The organism is Aeromicrobium sp. (assembly GCF_047607065.1).
GTDB lineage: Bacteria > Actinomycetota > Actinomycetes > Propionibacteriales > Nocardioidaceae > Aeromicrobium.
This window is the reverse complement of the sequence record NZ_JASGDU010000032.1, coordinates 15,390-31,462: the sequence shown is the minus strand read 5'-3', so window position 1 is coordinate 31,462 and position 16,073 is coordinate 15,390. Positions and strand designations below refer to the sequence as shown.

Below are 16,073 nucleotides of genomic sequence, written 5' to 3'. Positions count from 1 at the left end.
CTCGGACGCGGGCCGGGAGTCGGCGCGGCGGGGGCCTGCTCAGCCGCAGGAGCCTCGGCGGCCTCGGCCGCAGGGGCGGCCGGCGCAGCATCGGCGGCAGCCTTCTTGGCCGGGGCCTTCTTTTTGGCACCCTGCGCCCGCAGGGCGTCGCCGTGCTCCTCCTTGAGGCGGCGCACGACCGGCGCTTCCACCGACGAGGATGCCGACTTCACGTATTCACCCATGTCCTTCAACGTGGACAGGATGACTTTGCTCTCCACACCGAGCTCGCGCGCGAGCTCGTGGACTCTGACAGCCACTGTTCTCCTTCATGGGGCCTGATCGCTCCCATGTAAGGAGGAATCAGACCGGATTGACGTACAAGATCATCGGAACGTACTCATCGAGTGCTCATGAGCTGAGTGCTCCGCTTCCGGTCGGTGCGAGGCACGGCCTCGCAGATGGGTTAGGTGGTGGGTTCGGGTCCGGGCAGGCCGTCGAGCAGGTGCAGGTCGAGTGCCCCGGAAACCCGGAGCGCCCGGCCGAACGCCGCGCGACGTCTCGCCTGGTCCACACACGCCGGATCGGGGTGCAGGTAGGCACCTCGGCCCGGCAAGCGACGACGCGGATCGGGCGTGACCACCGTAAGGGTGTCGGCCTGCACCGCGACGAGACGAACCAGGGTGGTCTGAGCCGCACGCTTTCGGCATCCGATGCACGTACGCCAGACCGTCCTCGATTCTACCCCGCGCGCGATGGCGATGCCTCCCCCGGTGCCGTGTCCGGCCGGATGTCGATGCGCCAACCGGTCAGTTTGGCGGCCAGGCGGGCGTTCTGGCCCTCCTTGCCGATAGCCAGGGACAGCTGGAAGTCTGGCACCACGACGCGCGCGGCGCGGGCCGCCTCGTCGACCACCGTAACGCTCGTGACCCGCGACGGCGAGAGCGCGTACCCGATGAACTCGGCCGGATCGTCGCTGTAGTCGACGATGTCGATCTTCTCGCCGTGCAACTCGTGCATGACGTTACGCACCCGCGCGCCCATCGGTCCGATGCAAGCGCCTTTGGCATTGACGCCGGGAACGGTCGCGCGGACGGCGATCTTGGACCGGTGGCCGGCCTCGCGGGCGATCGCGGCGATCTCGACCGCGCCGTCGGCGATTTCGGGCACCTCCAGGGCGAACAGCAGGCGTACGAGGTTCGGATGGGTGCGCGAGACCTTGACCCGCGGGCCGCGCGGCCCCTTCTCGACGTCGTAGACGTAGGCCTTGAGCCGCTCGCCGTGGGCGTACTTCTCGTCGGCGACGCGCTCGGTGGCCGGCAGCAACGCCTCCACCTTGCCGAGGTCGAGCAGCACATCGCCGGGCATGCGCCCCTGGGCGATGACACCGGAGACGATGTCGCCGACTTTGCCGGAGAACTCGCCGTAGGTCAGGTCGTCGGTGGCCTCGCGGATACGCTGCATGATGACCTGGCGGGCGATGGCTGCGGCCGTACGGCCGAAGTTGTCAGGCGTGTGGTCGAACTCCTCGCTGAACCGCGCGGCCGGCGGCTCCGCATCGTCGGTCTCGACCCGCACCTCGGTGACGAGCCGTTCACGGGCCAGGACGCTGACATGGCCGCTCTTGCGGTCCAGGACCACTCGCGCCTGCGGCAGCGCACCGGGCGTCTTGTGATAGGCCGACAGGAGCGCCTGCTCGATCGCCTCGACCAGAACGTCGAAGGAGATGTCCTTCTCGTGTTCGAGGGCGCGCAGCGCCGTCATGTCGATATCCATCTCAGCTGTCCTTCTTTCGGTTCAGTTCGACCTGGACGACCGCAGCGCGGATCTGCGTATACGGGACGACCCGCTCCTCGGACTGCCCGCTGCCCGCAACCTGCAGCGTCACGGCCTCTTCGTCGGCGTGCGCGACCCGTCCGGTAAAATGGTCGCCCTCGATGGGCGTGACCGCCACGAGGCGGCCCACATTGCGCTGCCAATGGCGCGCGATCACCAGAGGCCGGTCGGTACCGCGGGAGGTGACCTCCAGCGTGTAGGCACCCGCCCCGACAACCGCCTGGGCACCCGCATCGGTGTCGAGCGCCTGAGAGATCTCGCGGCTCAGGCGGCCGAGCGCGTCGATCCCGACGCCCCCCTCGGCATCGACGACCACCCGCAGCATGCGGCGCTTCCCGCCGCCGAGCGTGATGTCGTCGAGGTCGAACCCGTGCGCTGCGACGATGTCGCGCACGACGGCCGCAATCCGGTCATCCATCGCTTCTCCTTCTCAGGCGGCCGGCGGCGATCCGCTCCGGGGGTCCGATTGTGGGGTTCGGTTGTCGGTGCCGCCGAGGCGACGGCACCGTCACCAGCGTACCGGCATCCCGTGGTCGGATACCCTGCCAGCGTGACGCGCCGACGAACCGTGATCCTCAGTGGTGCCGCTGTGGCGGCGGCAGCTGCGGTCGGCGGACTCGGCACCGTGGGCCGTCTCGACGATGTTGCCCGCCGGATCGGCATCGATCCGGTATCGAAGCCCGACGAGGCCGACCGCGCCCTGCTGGCCAAGGCAGCAGCCGATCAGGCCCGCTTGATCTCGCTCGTCGGCGACCTGTCTGGGACCCTCTCCAACCTGTTGACCGAACACCTGGACGCACTCGGTGGGGCGCCCGCGTCAACCGAACCGCCCGCCGTAGACCTGGAGGCCGCCCGCACGGCACTCGCCGACGCAGCCCTCGCCCGGCGCGACCAGGCGCTCGACGCGGTCTCACCGGATCTGGCCCGCACCCTCGGTTCCGTCGCGGCCTGCCTGGAGTTGGCCGGGAACGGGGTGATCGCATGAGCCGGCTGGCCGACGTCCTCGCCCTGGAGCACGAGGCCGTGTGGACCTACGGGCTGATCGGCGGGGCCGTTCCCGCCCTGAGCCAGCGCGCCTACGAAGCCTTCACCGCCCACCGTAAGGAGCGCGACCGGCTCATCGCCGCAGTGGCCGAAGACGTGCCCCCTCAGGCCTCCTACGCCCCGGCCACCGTCGCCGACGAGGCCGAGGCGCTGGAGCGCGCGCAGGGCATCGAGGCGCGCATCGGTGCTGCGTGGGCGATCCTCGCCGGATCGACGACCGGAAAGGACCGCGACGACGCGCTGACCCGCCTGGTCACCGCCGAGACGGCCCGCCTCGACTGGGGCGGCACCCCCGTCGCCTTCCCCGGCCTCGACGCCTGAGCCGGTCCGGAAAACACCTGGACTCCGCAGAAATCTTGGGGGTCAGTCGGCGGTGAGCGTCGCCACCAGATCGGCGGCCAGAACCTCGCGGCGCTCGCCGGTGGCCCGGTCCTTGACCTCCACCAGGCCGTCGGCGTAGCCGCGGCCGACGACGACGATGGTCGGCATGCCGAGCAGTTCGGCGTCCTTGAACTTCACGCCCGGCGAGACCTTCGGGCGGTCGTCGAACAGGACCTCCAGCCCGGACGCCTCCAGGTCGGCCACGACCTGCTCGGCCCCGGCCGCCGTCGCCTCGTCCTTGCCGGCCACCACCACATGCACGTCGAACGGTGCCAGTTCCTTCGGCCAGACGATGCCGAACTCGTCGTGCGAACTCTCGACCACGGCCGCGACCGCCCGCGACACGCCGACCCCGTAGGACCCCATCGTCACCGTGACCAGCTTGCCGTTCTCGTCCAGCACCTGCAGTCCCAGCGCCTCGGCGTACTTGCGGCCGAGCTGGAAGACGTGCCCCATCTCCATGCCGCGGGCCAGCTCGAGCGGTCCGGAGCCGTCCGGTGCAGGATCGCCCGGACGGACCTCGGCGGCCTCGATGGTGCCGTCGGCCGTGAAATCACGCCCCGCGACCAGGTCGATGACGTGGCGGCCCGGCTCGTTCGCGCCGGTGACCCAGCCGGTGCCCTCGACCACCCGCGGGTCGAGCAGATAGCGGATGCCGGTGACACTCTCGGTGCCGAGCGCGGCCGGGCCGATGTAGCCCTTGACCAGCTGCGGATACCGGGCGAAGGCGGCCTCGTCGAAGGCCTCCACCTCGGCCGGCGATACCTGGGTCTCCAGGCGCTTCGGATCGACCTCCCGGTCGCCGGGCACGCCGACGGCCAGCGGTTCGGTGCTGCCGTCGGGATGGCGCAGCATGACCAGCACGTTCTTGAGCGTGTCGGCTGCGGTCCACGGCCGGTCCTCGCGCGGGAAGCTCGCGTTGAGGTGGTCGACGAGCGTCTCGATGGTCGGCGTATCCGGCGTGTCGACGACTCGCGCGGTCGGCAGCCCGTCGACCGGCTGCGCCGGCGGTACGACCGTCGTGACGGCTTCGACGTTGGCGGCGTATCCGCCGGGCGACCGGACGAAGGTGTCCTCGCCGACCGCAGAGACCGCGAGGAACTCCTCGCTGGCCGAGCCGCCCATCGCCCCCGAGTCGGCCTGCACGATGACGTATTCCAGGCCGAGCCGGTCGAAGATGCGCACGTAGGCGTCGCGGTGCGCCTGGTAGCTCGCGGCCAGGCCCTCGTCGGTGACGTCGAAGGAGTAGGAGTCCTTCATCACGAACTCGCGCCCGCGCAGGATGCCCGCGCGGGGGCGCGCCTCGTCGCGGTACTTGGTCTGGATCTGGTACAGCACGACCGGCAGGTCCTTGTACGACGAGTACAGGTCCTTGACCAGGAGCGTGAACATCTCCTCGTGCGTGGGTCCCAGGAGCATGTCGGTGCCGCGCCGGTCCTGCAGGCGGAACAGGTTAGGTCCGTACTCGTTCCAGCGGTTCGTCGCCTCGTACGGCTCGCGCGGCAGCAGCGCGGGGAAGCGCACCTCCTGGCCGCCGATGGCGTTCATCTCCTCGCGGACGATCTGCTCGACCTTGCCCAGCACCTTCAGGCCGAGCGGCAGCCAGGTGTAGATGCCCGGCGCGGCGCGGCGCACGTACCCCGCACGCACCAGCAGGCGGTGGCTCGGGACCTCGGCATCGGCCGGGGCGTCACGAAGGGTACGGACGAACAACTGGGTCATGCGCATGGCAGCGACCCTATCGAGGCGCGCTCTACCACCCGGCCCGGCCCGTCGGCCCCGTCGGGAGGCGGGTCAGGAGCGCGCGGCCTTGCGGGCGATGGCGATGAGCGGCAGCTGCAGCGGGAGCCGGCCGATCACGCCGGCCTTGTACCAGCCCGGCGACCGTTCGCTGCGCACCCCGTCGAGCGCCATCTGCACATTCGCGGGGAAGACCGACACGAGCAGCAGCTCGGCCAGCCGCCCGCCCCAGCGGCGAGTGCGCGGACGGGTCAGCATGAGCGCCGACCCCACCTCCACGACGCCCGAGGCGTAGACCAGCTCGCGCTTGTACGGCAGCGGCTTCGGCACGATCTTCTCGAACGGCTCGGGCTTGACGAAGTGCAGGATGCCGGCACCGCCGAGGATCACGGCCAGCAGTTTGATGTCGCGCGTCATGGGCACGACTGTAGCCGCGCCGCTCACAGCAGGACGGTCGCAAAGGTGTCGTGGTGCCGGAAGCCGGCCCGCAGGTAGGCCCGGTGAGCGCGCTCGTTGTGGGCGTTGACGTAGAGGCTGACCGCCGGCACGAACTGGTCGCGGATGAGGTTGACGACGCCCGCGAGCGCCGGGGCGGCCCACCCCGTGCCGCGCAGCTCGGGGGTCATCCACACGCCCTGGATCTGGCAGGTGCCGGCCGCCATCGCGCCGATCTCCGCCTTGAACAGCACCCGGCCGTCCTCGATGACGGCGAACGCCCATCCCTGCGCGATGAGTTGGGCGACGCGCGCGCGGTACAGGCTGCCGTGCGTCGTCTCGGGGTTGACGCCGACCTCCTCGGTGAACATGCGCACGCAGGCCGGATAGAGCACGTCGATCTCGTCGACGAGAACCGGGCGGACCCGCAGGTCCGGTGCCACCGCCGGCGCGGTGTCGAGCAGCAGGAAGGGCTGTTCGGGCCGCACCGAGCGCGCCGGTCCCCACACCCGCTCCAGGTGCGACCACAGCCGCAACACATCGGCCTGCCGTCCGGCGATGGACGCCGGGCGTGACGTACCGGTGGCGATCACCTGCGCGAAGGCGTCGATGGCCTGGGGCGTCGCCTCGCCGGGGACGATGTTCGCCCCGTGATGGCACACCGAGGTGAGCACGTCGTCGGCGAACCAGCCGAGCATGCGCCCGCCCAGCCACGGCGACTCCAAGCCGGTCACGTCGGCGCGGTGCCGCAAGAAGACGTTGCCGTGGGGATCGGCGGCGAGCAGCCGGTGGTACGCGGGCAGGTCGGCCGACGACAGCACGCGCACCGCCATCGTCGATGTCCGCACGATGCCTCCTCGTAGTACGCCTCGGCCTCACGAGCCACTGCTTAGAAAGTACGCGGAAGACGCTGGCTGAGGTACGAGCGAGCCTCGAAGCCTGCCGTGGGCGGGTCATTTCGAGGCTCGCAAGCTCGCACCTCAATGACCGGCACGAACCCCCTCATTCGGTGGTCAGCCGCTGACGGTGACCTCCGGGGCGCTTCCCTCGGCCGGTTCCATGCCGTCGGCGATGCGCATGGCCTCCTCGATCAGCGTCTCGACGATCTTGGACTCCGGCACCGTCTTGATGACCTCGCCCTTGACGAAGATCTGCCCCTTGCCGTTGCCGGAGGCGACGCCGAGGTCGGCCTCGCGCGCCTCGCCGGGACCGTTGACGACGCAGCCCATGACGGCCACCCGCAGCGGCACCTCCAGGCCGTCCAACCCGGCCGTGACCTGCTCGGCGAGCGTGTAGACGTCGACCTGGGCGCGACCGCACGACGGACAGGAGACGATCTCCAGTCGGCGCGGGCGCAGGTTGAGCGATTCGAGGATCTGCAGGCCGACCTTGACCTCCTCGACCGGCGGAGCCGACAGCGAGACGCGGATCGTGTCGCCGATGCCCTGCCCGAGCAGGTGACCGAAGGCCACCGCGCTCTTGATCGTGCCCTGGAAGGCCGGACCGGCCTCGGTGACACCGAGGTGCAGCGGCCAGTCGCCGCGCTCGGCGAGCAGTTGGTAGGCGCGCACCATGACCACGGGATCGTTGTGCTTGACCGAGATCTTGAAGTCGTGGAAGTCGTGCTCCTCGAACAGCGACGCCTCCCACACGGCCGATTCCACCAGCGCCTCGGGCGTGGCCTTGCCGTACTTTTCCAGCAGCCGTTTGTCGAGCGATCCGGCGTTGACACCGATGCGGATCGAGACCCCGGCGTCCTTGGCCGCCTTGGCGATGGCACCGACCTGGTCGTCGAACTTGCGGATGTTGCCGGGGTTGACGCGCACCGCCGCGCAGCCGGCGTCGATGGCGGCGAAGACGTACTTGGGCTGGAAGTGGATGTCGGCGATGACCGGGATCTGGCTCTTGGCCGCGATGGCCGGCAGCGCGTCGGCGTCGTCGGAACTCGGGCAGGCGACGCGCACGATGTCACAGCCGGCGGCGGTCAGTTCGGCGATCTGCTGCAGCGTGCTGTTGACGTCGGAGGTCAAGGTGGTAGTCATCGACTGCACCGACACCGGCGCGTCGCCGCCGACGTCGACGGTGCCGACCTTGATGCGCCGCGACCGGCGGCGCGGTGACAGCACCGGCGCGGGCGCTTCGGGCATACCCAGTTCCGTGGTCATGGCATCGACAGTAGCGCCCGTCCGGCACAGCGGCGGCGGTCAGTAGGTCGTCTCGCGGCGCTTCAGCCACGCGATGACCGCGACCGTGACCGGCATCACCGCAAACTCGACGGCGACCTTGTAGAGCACACCGACGACGACGTAGTTGCCAAACACACCGAGCGAGTCAATACCGATGGCGCTGGCCGCGATAGCGCAGAACAGCACCGTGTCGGCCAGCTCGCCGACGCCGGTCGAGGCCGCCAGCCGACCGATGAGGCCCTTCTCGCGCGTGCGCTCCTTCATCCGCACGAGCACCCAGGAGTTGAGCAGCTGGCCGGCGACGTAGCCGGCGACGCTGGCGACGACGACCTGTGCGACCGGACCGGCGACGCTCGCGAATGCCTCTTGGTTCTCGTAGAAGCTCGCCGCCGGGGCGCGTTCGACCAGCCAGAAGGTGACCGCGGCCATGAGGGCGGCGGCGAACCCGACGAGGACCGCCCGCCGGGCTGCGGCGAACCCGTAGACCTCGCTGATGACGTCGCCGAGGATGTAGGCGAGCGGGAACAGGATCGCCCCGCCGTCGGTGACCACGGGCCAGATCTGCAGCGAGCCGAGGTTGAACGACCCCGCGCCGATCTCGATGCTCTTGGTCGCGGCGATGTTCGACACGATCAAGACCACGCAGAACAGCGCCAGGAGGATGTCGAAACGGGTCGAGCCGCGCGAGGCGAAACGGGCCGCAGGTTTTGGTGAGGTTGCCTGAGAACTCATGGCCGCTATCGTCGCAGGCTCTGGAACAATCGGCCCATGCCCCTGCCGACCCAGACCGATGTCCTCGTGGTGGGTGCCGGCCCCGCCGGCTCCTCGGCAGCGGCGTGGGCGGCCCGCAGCGGCCTGGACGTCGTGCTCGCCGACGCCGCCGCCTTCCCCCGTGACAAGACCTGCGGCGACGGCCTGACGCCACGGGCCATCGCCGAACTCGACCGGCTCGGCCTAGGTTCCTGGGTCCGCTCGCACACGAGCAATCGCGGCCTGCGGGCGGCGGGCTTCGGCGTCGAGTTGCTGCTGCCGTGGCCGGGCGGCTCGCTGCCGGACCACGGCTCGGCGGTGCCGCGCACCGAACTCGACGACCGGCTGCGCGCCGCCGCGCTGGAGGCCGGCGTCACCGGGGTCGAGAGCGCCCGTGCCGTCGACGTCGACCGCAATACCGCCGGCCGCGTCACGGCGGTCCACTTCCGCATCGGCCGCGAGCGTGTGCTGCACACGATCTTCTGCCGCCGGCTCATCGTCGCCGACGGGGTGAAGTCCTCGCTGGGGCGCGCCCTGGGCCGCACCTGGCACCGGGAGACCACCTACGGCGTCGCCGGCCGCTCCTACGTCACCTCCGCCCGCGCCGACGATCCGTGGATCAGCTCGCACCTCGAACTGCGCGGCCCGCACGGGGAGCTGCTGCCGGGCTACGGCTGGATCTTCCCGCTGGGAACCGCCCAGGGCGAGGTCAATCTCGGGGTCGGCGCGCTGGCCACGGCCAAGCGCCCCGCCGACCTGCAATTGCGTCCGCTCATGGAGTACTACGCGAGGCTGCGCCGCGCCGAGTGGGGCCTCGGCGAGGCGCTGCGCGCCCCGACCAGCGCCCTGCTGCCGATGGGCGGGGCGGTCTCGGGCGTGGCGGGACCCAACTGGCTCCTCGTCGGCGACGCCGCCGGCTGCGTCAACCCGCTCAACGGCGAGGGCATCGACTACGGGCTGGAGACCGGCCGCGTCGGCGCGGAGTTGCTGGCCGAGGGGAACGACCGGCTCGATCTGGCCTGGCCGGACCTGCTGACCACCCACTACGGCGAGGCCTTCTCCATCGCGCGCCGGCTCGCCGGCCTGCTGACGATCCCCCGAATCATCCCGCTGGCCGGACCGGTGGCCATGCGTTCGCACCGGCTGATGACCATCGCGCTGCGCGTCATGGGCAATCTCGTCACCGACGACGACCGCGATGCCGTCGCGCGCCTGTGGCGCTGGGCCGGACGTCAGTCGATCCGGCTCGACGAACGCCCGCCCTTCACTTCCTGAAGGACGGGCGCTCGGCGGATTGCTACCTGATCGGCAAGCTCACGGCGCGGGCGGGGCCGGCGGCGCAGGATCGGCCGGCGGGGCCGGCGGCTCCGGGGCCGACGAAGCAGCGGGCGGAGCCGGGGGCGTCACCGGAGGCGCAGCGGGCGGAGCGACCGGAGCCTGGGCCTGGGGAGTCGCCGGAGGGGTCCACGGCGCGGCCGGGGGCTGTTGGGCACCGGTGTTGAAGTCGGGCAACTTCTCGCCGGAGTCCTTGAACCCGAGCGCGGCCAGCGCGACGAACGCGATGGTGGTCAGGATCTGCAGGTAACCGGTGATGAACAGTCCGGCACTGACCGAATCATCGAGGTAGTCGGGCACGTCATCGCCCACGGTGAACGCATAGATGAGCAGCAGCAACAGCGCCAGGCCGCCGAGGGCCGCAGCGATGAGGTTCAGCGGGATGTTGGCCGGTACCACCTGGGCGGCGAAAACCTTGACCGCGACGACGGCCACGGCAAGCAGGAAGACGAGCATCGCGAAGACGCCCACCTCGTGCCAGGCGTTGATGCCATCGGAGGCACCCGGAATGCCGTAATCGTCATCGCCGTCGAAGGAGACACGGTAGAAGGCCGGGATCAGCGACAGGATGAAGGTGAGCACACCCGCACCGAGCGCGCCGAGATTCAGCGGATTGATCTTGGAGAGATCCACAACGACACCTGATTTCTTGACTGATGAAGAGACTTCGCGCCACGACCCTACCCGCCTGCGGCGCTCATGTCAGGAATGCCCGCCACACCGGACCAAAGGATCCGCTGATTTATAGGTCGGTGCCGCTCGTTGAGGTGCGGAGCGAGGAACGAGCGGAGCCTCGAAATGAGTTGCGGTTGGAGTCCCTTCGAGGCTCGCAAGCTCGCACCTCAGGGACCGGCCAACAGCACGCAACCCGAATAAATCAGCGCTTCCCAAAGAGGACCGCACAACGGGGCAATCGGTCACTATGCTGTGCCTCATCCCAACCCCGCACGTCGTTCGAAGGAACACACACATGAGCAACTTCCCGCCTCCCGCCGCCACCGGCCAGCCCGCCGAGTGGGTTCAGCGCTTCTTGGCCTACCTGATCGATATGGCACCGTTCGTCGTGGTCTACCTCGTCGGCATCATCCTCGACGGCATCGCCGGCACGTACCTGTTCACGCCGCTGACCTTCCTGGCCGGCTTCGCCTGGATCATCTTCAATTACGGCGTCAAGCAGGGGACCACCGGCTACACCGTCGGTAAGGCCGTCATCGGTATCAAGCTCGTCGACGGCAAGACCGGCCAGCCGGTCGGCACCGGCATGGCGATCGCGCGCTACTTCGTACACCTGCTCGACGCGCTCCCCTGCTACATCGGCTTCCTCTTCCCGCTGTGGGACGCCAAGAAGGAGACCTTCGCCGACAAGATCCTCACCCACGCCGTCGTCGTGGCGCCGAAGGTCGACCCGAAGGGCCTCATCCTCGGCAACTGAGCACCGCCGCGCGGCGCGAATGCCGGTCACGGGGCCTCCCGTGACCGGCATTCGTCCGTCCGTAGGCTGATCGGCGTGATCCGACTCGCCACCGTCAACGTCAACGGCATCCGTGCCGCCTGGAACAAGAACCGCGGCCAGAGCACGGGCCTGGCCGAGTTCCTCGCCGAGCGCGACTGCGACATCGTCACGCTGCAGGAGGTGCGCGCGCCCGACGCCCTAGTACACGAGATGCTGGCCGGCACCGGCTATCACGTGGCCCACGCCGAAGCCGCCGACAAGGGCCGTGCGGGCGTGGCCGTGCTGAGCCGGCTGGAACCGGCCGCGATCCGGATCGGACTGGGCGGCCCCAGCGACGAGTCCGGGCGCTGGATCGAGGCCGACCTCCCCCATGCCGGCGGCTCGCTCACCGTCGTCTCGGCCTATGTCCACACCGGCGGTGTCGGCACCCCTAAGCAGGACCTGAAGTACCAGTTCCTCGACGACATGATCGTGCGCCTCGGCGAGTTGCGCGACAGCGGCGCGCACGCGGTCGTCACCGGCGACCTCAACGTCGCCCACACGCCGCGCGACATCCGTAACGCCAAGGGCAACGTCAAGAAGGCCGGCTTCCTGCCCGAAGAGCGGGCTTATTTCGACCGCTTCTTCGGCGAGCTGGGCTGGGTCGACGTCGCACGCCGGCTCGCCGGGGATGTCGACGGTCCGTACACCTGGTGGTCGATGCGCGGACAAGCCTTCGACAACGACACCGGGTGGCGCATCGACTACCAGATGGCGACGCCCGACCTCGGCGAGTCCGCAGTGAGCGCCGTCGTCGACCGGGCCGAGAGCTGGGCCGAACGGTGGTCCGATCATGCCCCCCTCGTGGTCGATTACGACCTCTGAACGAGGCCCTTGCGCGACGACGCGACGGATTTCACACGAAGTTCACCCGCTACTTCACCCGTCGGGTGGCCGAGGCTCCCCGTGTCTACTAGGCTGACTGCCCAGTTGCAAGGTTTGAGTGTTTGGCCACGATCTCGGGTTTGTCCTTTCGGTCGGTTCGGTGGAGCGTGAGAACTGCGGCTCTGGGTGGAAGTGCCGCCCGGTTTTCGCTGAAGGAGAAATAACATGGCCACCGGAACCGTCAAGTGGTTCAACGCCGACAAGGGCTTCGGCTTCATCGCCCCCGACGACGGCGGTGCCGATGTCTTCGCGCACTACAGCGCGATCCAGAGCTCCGGCTTCCGCACCCTCAACGAGGAGCAGAAGGTCGAGTTCGACGTCGAGGAGGGTCCCAAGGGCCTCCAGGCCGCGAACGTCCGCGTCATCTGAGACCGGTCCCACCGCGTTCGACGAACGAGGCCCCTACCGCGATGCGGTAGGGGCCTCGTTCTTCGCCTACGAGCCGAAATCGGACCTGCGTCGTGTGGAGAGGTTCCGCAGAGAGGCCCGCTGGCTGAGGTGCGAGCGAGGAACGAGCGAGCCTCGAAGCCTGCCGCAGGTGAGTCCCTTCGAGGCTCGGGCGCTGGGCACCCTCGCACCTCAGGGACCGGCTCCTCCTATCGGCGCGGAATCCCCTACTCAGTAGTGGCCGTTCTCGTCCCACACGTGCTCACCGAAACTTCCCGGCGTTCCCAGACGGTCCAGGTCGGCGGGCACTTCCTCGGCCTGACCCGCTGCCCGTCGCTGCGCGGGAAATCCAGCCGAGGCGCTCGCCACGGTCGCCTGATCGAAATCGAAACTGCTCTCGTCCATCGCCTACTCCTTTGCTGTGTCCCACGGGCTTGCCTTCACTACGAGGCTAAACCCGATGCGCTTCGCAGCACAGCCCTACGTGTCGGTAGCTTGACGTGACTCGGCCCACATCGGCGGTCGCGGAATGCCGTCGCGCGCGCAGTGGTTGACCTCGCCATGAGCACCGTGACGCTGACCCCCGACACGATCGACGACGCCATCGGCAGCGAGGGGATCACCCTGATCGACTGGTGGGCCTCCTGGTGCGGACCCTGCCGGCAGTTCGCGCCCGTCTACGAGGCCGCAAGCGAGCGCCATCCCGATATCACCTTCGCCAAGATCAGCACCGAGGTCGAACCGCAACTGGCCGCCGCCGCGCAGGTCATGGCGCTGCCGACGCTCATGGCCTTCCGCGACGGCGTGCTCGTCTACTCCCGTGCCGGCGCGCTGCCGCAGGCCGGCCTGGAGCAGTTGATCTCGGTCGTACGCGGCCTCGACATGGACGATGTCCAGCGCCAGGCGGCCGAGAAGCGGCAGGGAGCCGATCAGGAGCAGCAGGCCTGAGCGGCACCGCCACCCCGCAGTCAGCCACGGCAAGCGTGGGCGACAATGGTCTGATGGCCTCCCGCGACGACCTACTGCCGCTGCTGCGTCATCCGGTCCACTTCGAGGTCGCCGACGAACCAGCCGACTCCCGCTTCGTCATCGAGGCTCCCGGCGGCGAGCAGCGCGTCTCGGCCTTCGATGCGGTCGGGCCGCTCAGCCAGGGCATTCGCCTGGTCAACGCCGATGCGACCGTGCGCGCCTGGGCCACCCCGGCCATCGTCGCGCTGCGCCTGATGACGACCGGACACCTGCTCGCGCCACCGGCTTCAGCCATCGACCAGCTGCGCGCGGCAGGCAAGAACATCGGAGCCGACCCCGGAGCCGGACAGCGCGCCGTCTTCGCCTTCCTCGACGCCCTCGCGGTGGACGCGCCTGCGGTCGCCACCACCCCTCAGACGCCTCCGCCGCGCACGGTCCCGGCACGCCAGCGCGAGAGCCAGTTCTCCTTCGCCCTCGAGGTCGCCTTCCTCGACCAGCCCACCGACACCGAGGCCGCAGTGGTGCGGCTGCGGATCATCCCGCGAGCGCAAGCGGCCTCCCCCTTCGACGCCTCCGAACTCACCAGCGGCCCCGAGCGGCCCATTGTCATCGACGCCCGCGAGCCGACCCGGCTCATGCTCGAACGAGTCTCCCGCTCCTGGGCACCGGCCGAGCGGCTGGCCGAACCCCATGCACGCGGCGGCATCACCGTCAGCGCCGACGAGCTGGCCGACCTGGGGCACGGCCGGCTCACCGCAACGCTCCTGGCCAACCGCATCGAGGTGCGCTGGCCTGAGTCGCTGATCCGCCAGCTCGACACCCGCGCGGTCCTGCGCGCCGACGACCGGTCGGCACCGCGCCACGACCGCCCCGGAGCCTTCACCCATCACCAACTGTTCCGGTTCGACTGGCAGGTGGCCATGGGCGAGCAAGTGCTCACCGAGGCCGAGGTCGAACAGCTGGCCCGCGATCACCGGGCGGTGATCCGCCTGCGTGACTCCTGGGTCATGGTCGACCGGACGCGCCTGCAGCGGGCGCTGCACGCCCCCGGCCGCGAGGTCGGCTCCGGGGAAGTGCTGCGCGCACTGGTCACCGGGGAGATGATCGTCGACGGCCGCCGCACCCAGGTCAGCGCCGAGGGCTGGCTCGACGATGTGCGCCGCCGGCTCGCCGCCGTCGACCGCAGCCAGGTGGCCACCATCCAGCCGTCCTCCCTCGCCGGAACCCTGCGCGACTACCAGGTGCAGGGCCTGCGCTGGATGAGCCAGCTGACCGAACTCGGCCTCGGCGGCTGCCTCGCCGACGACATGGGCCTGGGCAAAACCGTCATGCTCATCGCCCTGCAGCGCCATCGCGCCGAGCGAGCCGAGGAGCTGGGCCTGCCGCTCGCGCCGACGCTGGTGGTCTGCCCCGCCTCGGTGATCGGCAACTGGGAGCGGGAGATCGGCCGCTTCGCGCCGGGCGTCGACGTGCGGCGATTCCACGGGCCGCGGCGCTCGCTCGCGGGGCTGAGCGGCGGTTTCGTCATCACCACCTACGCGACCATGGTCAGTTCGGCGGCCGACCTGCGCGGCGTCACGTGGGACCTGGTCGTCGCCGACGAGGCGCAGAACGTCAAGAACCCTCGCACCAAGGCCGCGCGGGTGCTGCGCTCCTTCGAGCAGTCCGCCTGCCTGGCCCTGACCGGAACCCCGGTGGAGAACCACCTGGGCGAACTGTGGTCGATCCTCGACTGGACCACGCCGGGACTGCTCGGATCGGCCGAAGAGTTCCGCGCCTCGTGGTCGCAGCCCATCGAGTCCGGACGCGACCCGCAACGCGCCGACCGGCTCGCCGAACTGGTCCGCCCGTTCGTCCTGCGGCGGCGCAAGAGCGACCCTGGGATCGCCCCGGAGTTGCCGCCGAAGATCGAGACCGACTACCGCGCCTCGTTGACCCGCGAACAGATCGGCCTGTACGAGGCGGTCGTCCGCGAGACGATGGCCGAGATCGAACAGGCCGAGGGCATGAAGCGGCGGCAGCTCGTCGTGACGATGCTGACCCGGCTCAAGCAGATCTGCAATCATCCGGCGCACTTCCTGCGCGAGACCGGCAGCCGGCTCACCGGGCGCTCGGGCAAACTCGCGGTCTTCGACGACATCATCGAGGAGATCACCGACGAGGGCGGCACGACGCTGATCTTCACGCAATACACCCAGATGGGACACCTGCTCACCGCCCATCTGGACGACCTCGGCATCTCCCACCGCTTCCTGCACGGCAGCACCGGCGTTCGCCAGCGCGAGCACATGGTGGCCGACTTCCAGGCCGGGGGTTTCGACGCCTTCGTGCTGTCGCTGAAAGCCGGCGGCACCGGATTGAACCTCACCCGTGCCGACCACGTGCTGCACTACGACCGCTGGTGGAATCCGGCGGTCGAGGACCAGGCGACCGACCGGGCGCACCGGATCGGACAGACCCAAGCCGTCCACGTCCATCGCATCGTCAGCGAGGGCACCATCGAGGAGTCCATCGCCGAACTCATCACGAGCAAGCGAGCACTGGCCGACGCGGTCGTCAACGCCGGCGAGGCGGCGCTGACCGAACTCAGCGACGCCGAACTCACCCGCCTGGTCCACCTGCGCCGCTGAGACCCGTGTCCACATCGTGAGCAG

General features: G+C 69.7%; 19 protein-coding genes. 8 read left to right on the top strand and 11 right to left on the bottom strand.

What is annotated here, in order from left to right:
• The 4 genes from QM597_RS04730 to rimP form a co-directional block, all read right to left on the bottom strand.
• Positions 1 to 299, bottom strand: a 299-nt coding sequence (locus QM597_RS04730; RefSeq protein ID WP_415003723.1) for a translation initiation factor IF-2 N-terminal domain-containing protein, incomplete at its 3' end; no start/stop codon positions are given.
• Between the two features lie 146 nt (positions 300 to 445).
• A complete protein-coding gene (locus QM597_RS04725; protein WP_415003722.1) occupies positions 446 to 784 on the bottom strand; it encodes a YlxR family protein in 339 nt (112 codons plus the stop codon).
• The gene (gene nusA, locus QM597_RS04720; RefSeq protein WP_415003721.1) at positions 721 to 1,755 is read right to left on the bottom strand and encodes a transcription termination factor NusA; all 1,035 of its coding nucleotides are present in this window, start codon (positions 1,753 to 1,755) and stop codon (positions 721 to 723) included. The genes QM597_RS04725 and nusA overlap by 64 nt, the downstream gene beginning before the upstream one ends.
• Position 1,756: 1 nt before the next feature.
• Entirely contained in the window at positions 1,757 to 2,233 is a 477-nt protein-coding gene (gene rimP, locus QM597_RS04715) for a ribosome maturation factor RimP (protein WP_415003720.1), read from the bottom strand.
• A gap of 132 nt (positions 2,234 to 2,365) precedes the next feature.
• On the opposite strand from rimP, the gene QM597_RS04710 reads away from it, so the two are divergent.
• Positions 2,366 to 2,800 carry a hypothetical protein gene (locus QM597_RS04710; RefSeq protein ID WP_415003719.1) on the top strand — a complete coding sequence of 145 codons (435 nt, stop codon included), beginning with the start codon at positions 2,366 to 2,368 and terminating at the stop codon, positions 2,798 to 2,800.
• Positions 2,797 to 3,180: a DUF4439 domain-containing protein gene (locus QM597_RS04705; RefSeq protein WP_415003718.1), complete on the top strand. Its 384-nt coding sequence runs from the start codon at positions 2,797 to 2,799 to the stop codon at positions 3,178 to 3,180. The genes QM597_RS04710 and QM597_RS04705 overlap by 4 nt, the downstream gene beginning before the upstream one ends.
• A gap of 42 nt (positions 3,181 to 3,222) precedes the next feature.
• Here the strand turns inward: QM597_RS04705 and QM597_RS04700 are convergent, their stop codons facing one another.
• The 5 genes from QM597_RS04700 to QM597_RS04680 form a co-directional block, all read right to left on the bottom strand.
• A complete protein-coding gene (locus tag QM597_RS04700) occupies positions 3,223 to 4,962 on the bottom strand; it encodes a proline--tRNA ligase (RefSeq protein ID WP_415003717.1) in 1,740 nt (579 codons plus the stop codon).
• Positions 4,963 to 5,034: 72 nt separating this feature from the next.
• Positions 5,035 to 5,397, bottom strand: coding sequence for a hypothetical protein (locus tag QM597_RS04695; protein ID WP_415003716.1), 363 nt, complete (start codon positions 5,395 to 5,397; stop codon positions 5,035 to 5,037).
• A 23-nt stretch (positions 5,398 to 5,420) separates the two neighbouring features.
• Entirely contained in the window at positions 5,421 to 6,263 is an 843-nt protein-coding gene (locus QM597_RS04690) for a GNAT family N-acetyltransferase (RefSeq protein WP_415003715.1), read from the bottom strand.
• A 165-nt stretch (positions 6,264 to 6,428) separates the two neighbouring features.
• The gene (ispG, locus tag QM597_RS04685) at positions 6,429 to 7,580 is read right to left on the bottom strand and encodes a flavodoxin-dependent (E)-4-hydroxy-3-methylbut-2-enyl-diphosphate synthase (protein ID WP_415003714.1); all 1,152 of its coding nucleotides are present in this window, start codon (positions 7,578 to 7,580) and stop codon (positions 6,429 to 6,431) included.
• A gap of 39 nt (positions 7,581 to 7,619) precedes the next feature.
• Positions 7,620 to 8,333 carry a queuosine precursor transporter gene (locus tag QM597_RS04680; RefSeq protein ID WP_415003713.1) on the bottom strand — a complete coding sequence of 238 codons (714 nt, stop codon included), beginning with the start codon at positions 8,331 to 8,333 and terminating at the stop codon, positions 7,620 to 7,622.
• A gap of 36 nt (positions 8,334 to 8,369) precedes the next feature.
• On the opposite strand from QM597_RS04680, the gene QM597_RS04675 reads away from it, so the two are divergent.
• Entirely contained in the window at positions 8,370 to 9,626 is a 1,257-nt protein-coding gene (locus QM597_RS04675) for a geranylgeranyl reductase family protein (RefSeq protein ID WP_415003712.1), read from the top strand.
• Positions 9,627 to 9,665: 39 nt separating this feature from the next.
• On the opposite strand, the gene QM597_RS04670 is transcribed toward QM597_RS04675, so the two are convergent.
• Entirely contained in the window at positions 9,666 to 10,319 is a 654-nt protein-coding gene (locus QM597_RS04670) for a hypothetical protein (RefSeq protein WP_415003711.1), read from the bottom strand.
• 337 nt (positions 10,320 to 10,656) lie between these two features.
• On the opposite strand from QM597_RS04670, the gene QM597_RS04665 reads away from it, so the two are divergent.
• The 3 genes from QM597_RS04665 to QM597_RS04655 all read left to right on the top strand — a co-directional run bounded on the left by QM597_RS04665 (position 10,657) and on the right by QM597_RS04655 (position 12,432).
• A complete protein-coding gene (locus QM597_RS04665; protein ID WP_415003710.1) occupies positions 10,657 to 11,118 on the top strand; it encodes an RDD family protein in 462 nt (153 codons plus the stop codon).
• Positions 11,119 to 11,193: 75 nt separating this feature from the next.
• Positions 11,194 to 12,003 (top strand): exodeoxyribonuclease III, encoded by an 810-nt coding sequence (locus tag QM597_RS04660; protein WP_415003709.1) that lies wholly within the window; start codon positions 11,194 to 11,196, stop codon positions 12,001 to 12,003.
• Between the two features lie 225 nt (positions 12,004 to 12,228).
• Positions 12,229 to 12,432, top strand: coding sequence for a cold-shock protein (locus QM597_RS04655; protein WP_415003708.1), 204 nt, complete (start codon positions 12,229 to 12,231; stop codon positions 12,430 to 12,432).
• 249 nt (positions 12,433 to 12,681) lie between these two features.
• On the opposite strand, the gene QM597_RS04650 is transcribed toward QM597_RS04655, so the two are convergent.
• The gene (locus tag QM597_RS04650) at positions 12,682 to 12,855 is read right to left on the bottom strand and encodes a hypothetical protein (protein ID WP_415003707.1); all 174 of its coding nucleotides are present in this window, start codon (positions 12,853 to 12,855) and stop codon (positions 12,682 to 12,684) included.
• Positions 12,856 to 13,011: 156 nt separating this feature from the next.
• On the opposite strand from QM597_RS04650, the gene QM597_RS04645 reads away from it, so the two are divergent.
• Positions 13,012 to 13,398 carry a thioredoxin family protein gene (locus QM597_RS04645; RefSeq protein ID WP_415003706.1) on the top strand — a complete coding sequence of 129 codons (387 nt, stop codon included), beginning with the start codon at positions 13,012 to 13,014 and terminating at the stop codon, positions 13,396 to 13,398.
• Positions 13,399 to 13,451: 53 nt separating this feature from the next.
• Complete coding sequence (locus QM597_RS04640) at positions 13,452 to 16,049, top strand: DEAD/DEAH box helicase (protein ID WP_415003705.1); 2,598 nt, start codon at positions 13,452 to 13,454, stop codon at positions 16,047 to 16,049.
• Positions 16,050 to 16,073: the final 24 nt, after the last annotated feature.

Bases quoted from the DNA above. Each gene is read 5' to 3' on its own strand.
- QM597_RS04665 (WP_415003710.1), top strand. From the start codon at position 10,657: ATGAGCAACTTCCCGCCTCCCGCCGCCACCGGCCAGCCCGCCGAGTGG.
- QM597_RS04705 (WP_415003718.1), top strand. From the start codon at position 2,797: ATGAGCCGGCTGGCCGACGTCCTCGCCCTGGAGCACGAGGCCGTGTGG.
- QM597_RS04640 (WP_415003705.1), top strand. From the start codon at position 13,452: ATGGCCTCCCGCGACGACCTACTGCCGCTGCTGCGTCATCCGGTCCAC.
- ispG (WP_415003714.1), bottom strand. From the start codon at position 7,580: ATGACCACGGAACTGGGTATGCCCGAAGCGCCCGCGCCGGTGCTGTCA.
- QM597_RS04645 (WP_415003706.1), top strand. From the start codon at position 13,012: ATGAGCACCGTGACGCTGACCCCCGACACGATCGACGACGCCATCGGC.
- QM597_RS04680 (WP_415003713.1), bottom strand. From the start codon at position 8,333: ATGAGTTCTCAGGCAACCTCACCAAAACCTGCGGCCCGTTTCGCCTCG.
- QM597_RS04650 (WP_415003707.1), bottom strand. From the start codon at position 12,855: ATGGACGAGAGCAGTTTCGATTTCGATCAGGCGACCGTGGCGAGCGCC.
- QM597_RS04695 (WP_415003716.1), bottom strand. From the start codon at position 5,397: ATGACGCGCGACATCAAACTGCTGGCCGTGATCCTCGGCGGTGCCGGC.
- QM597_RS04700 (WP_415003717.1), bottom strand. From the start codon at position 4,962: ATGACCCAGTTGTTCGTCCGTACCCTTCGTGACGCCCCGGCCGATGCC.
- QM597_RS04655 (WP_415003708.1), top strand. From the start codon at position 12,229: ATGGCCACCGGAACCGTCAAGTGGTTCAACGCCGACAAGGGCTTCGGC.
- QM597_RS04675 (WP_415003712.1), top strand. From the start codon at position 8,370: ATGCCCCTGCCGACCCAGACCGATGTCCTCGTGGTGGGTGCCGGCCCC.
- nusA (WP_415003721.1), bottom strand. From the start codon at position 1,755: ATGGATATCGACATGACGGCGCTGCGCGCCCTCGAACACGAGAAGGAC.
- rimP (WP_415003720.1), bottom strand. From the start codon at position 2,233: ATGGATGACCGGATTGCGGCCGTCGTGCGCGACATCGTCGCAGCGCAC.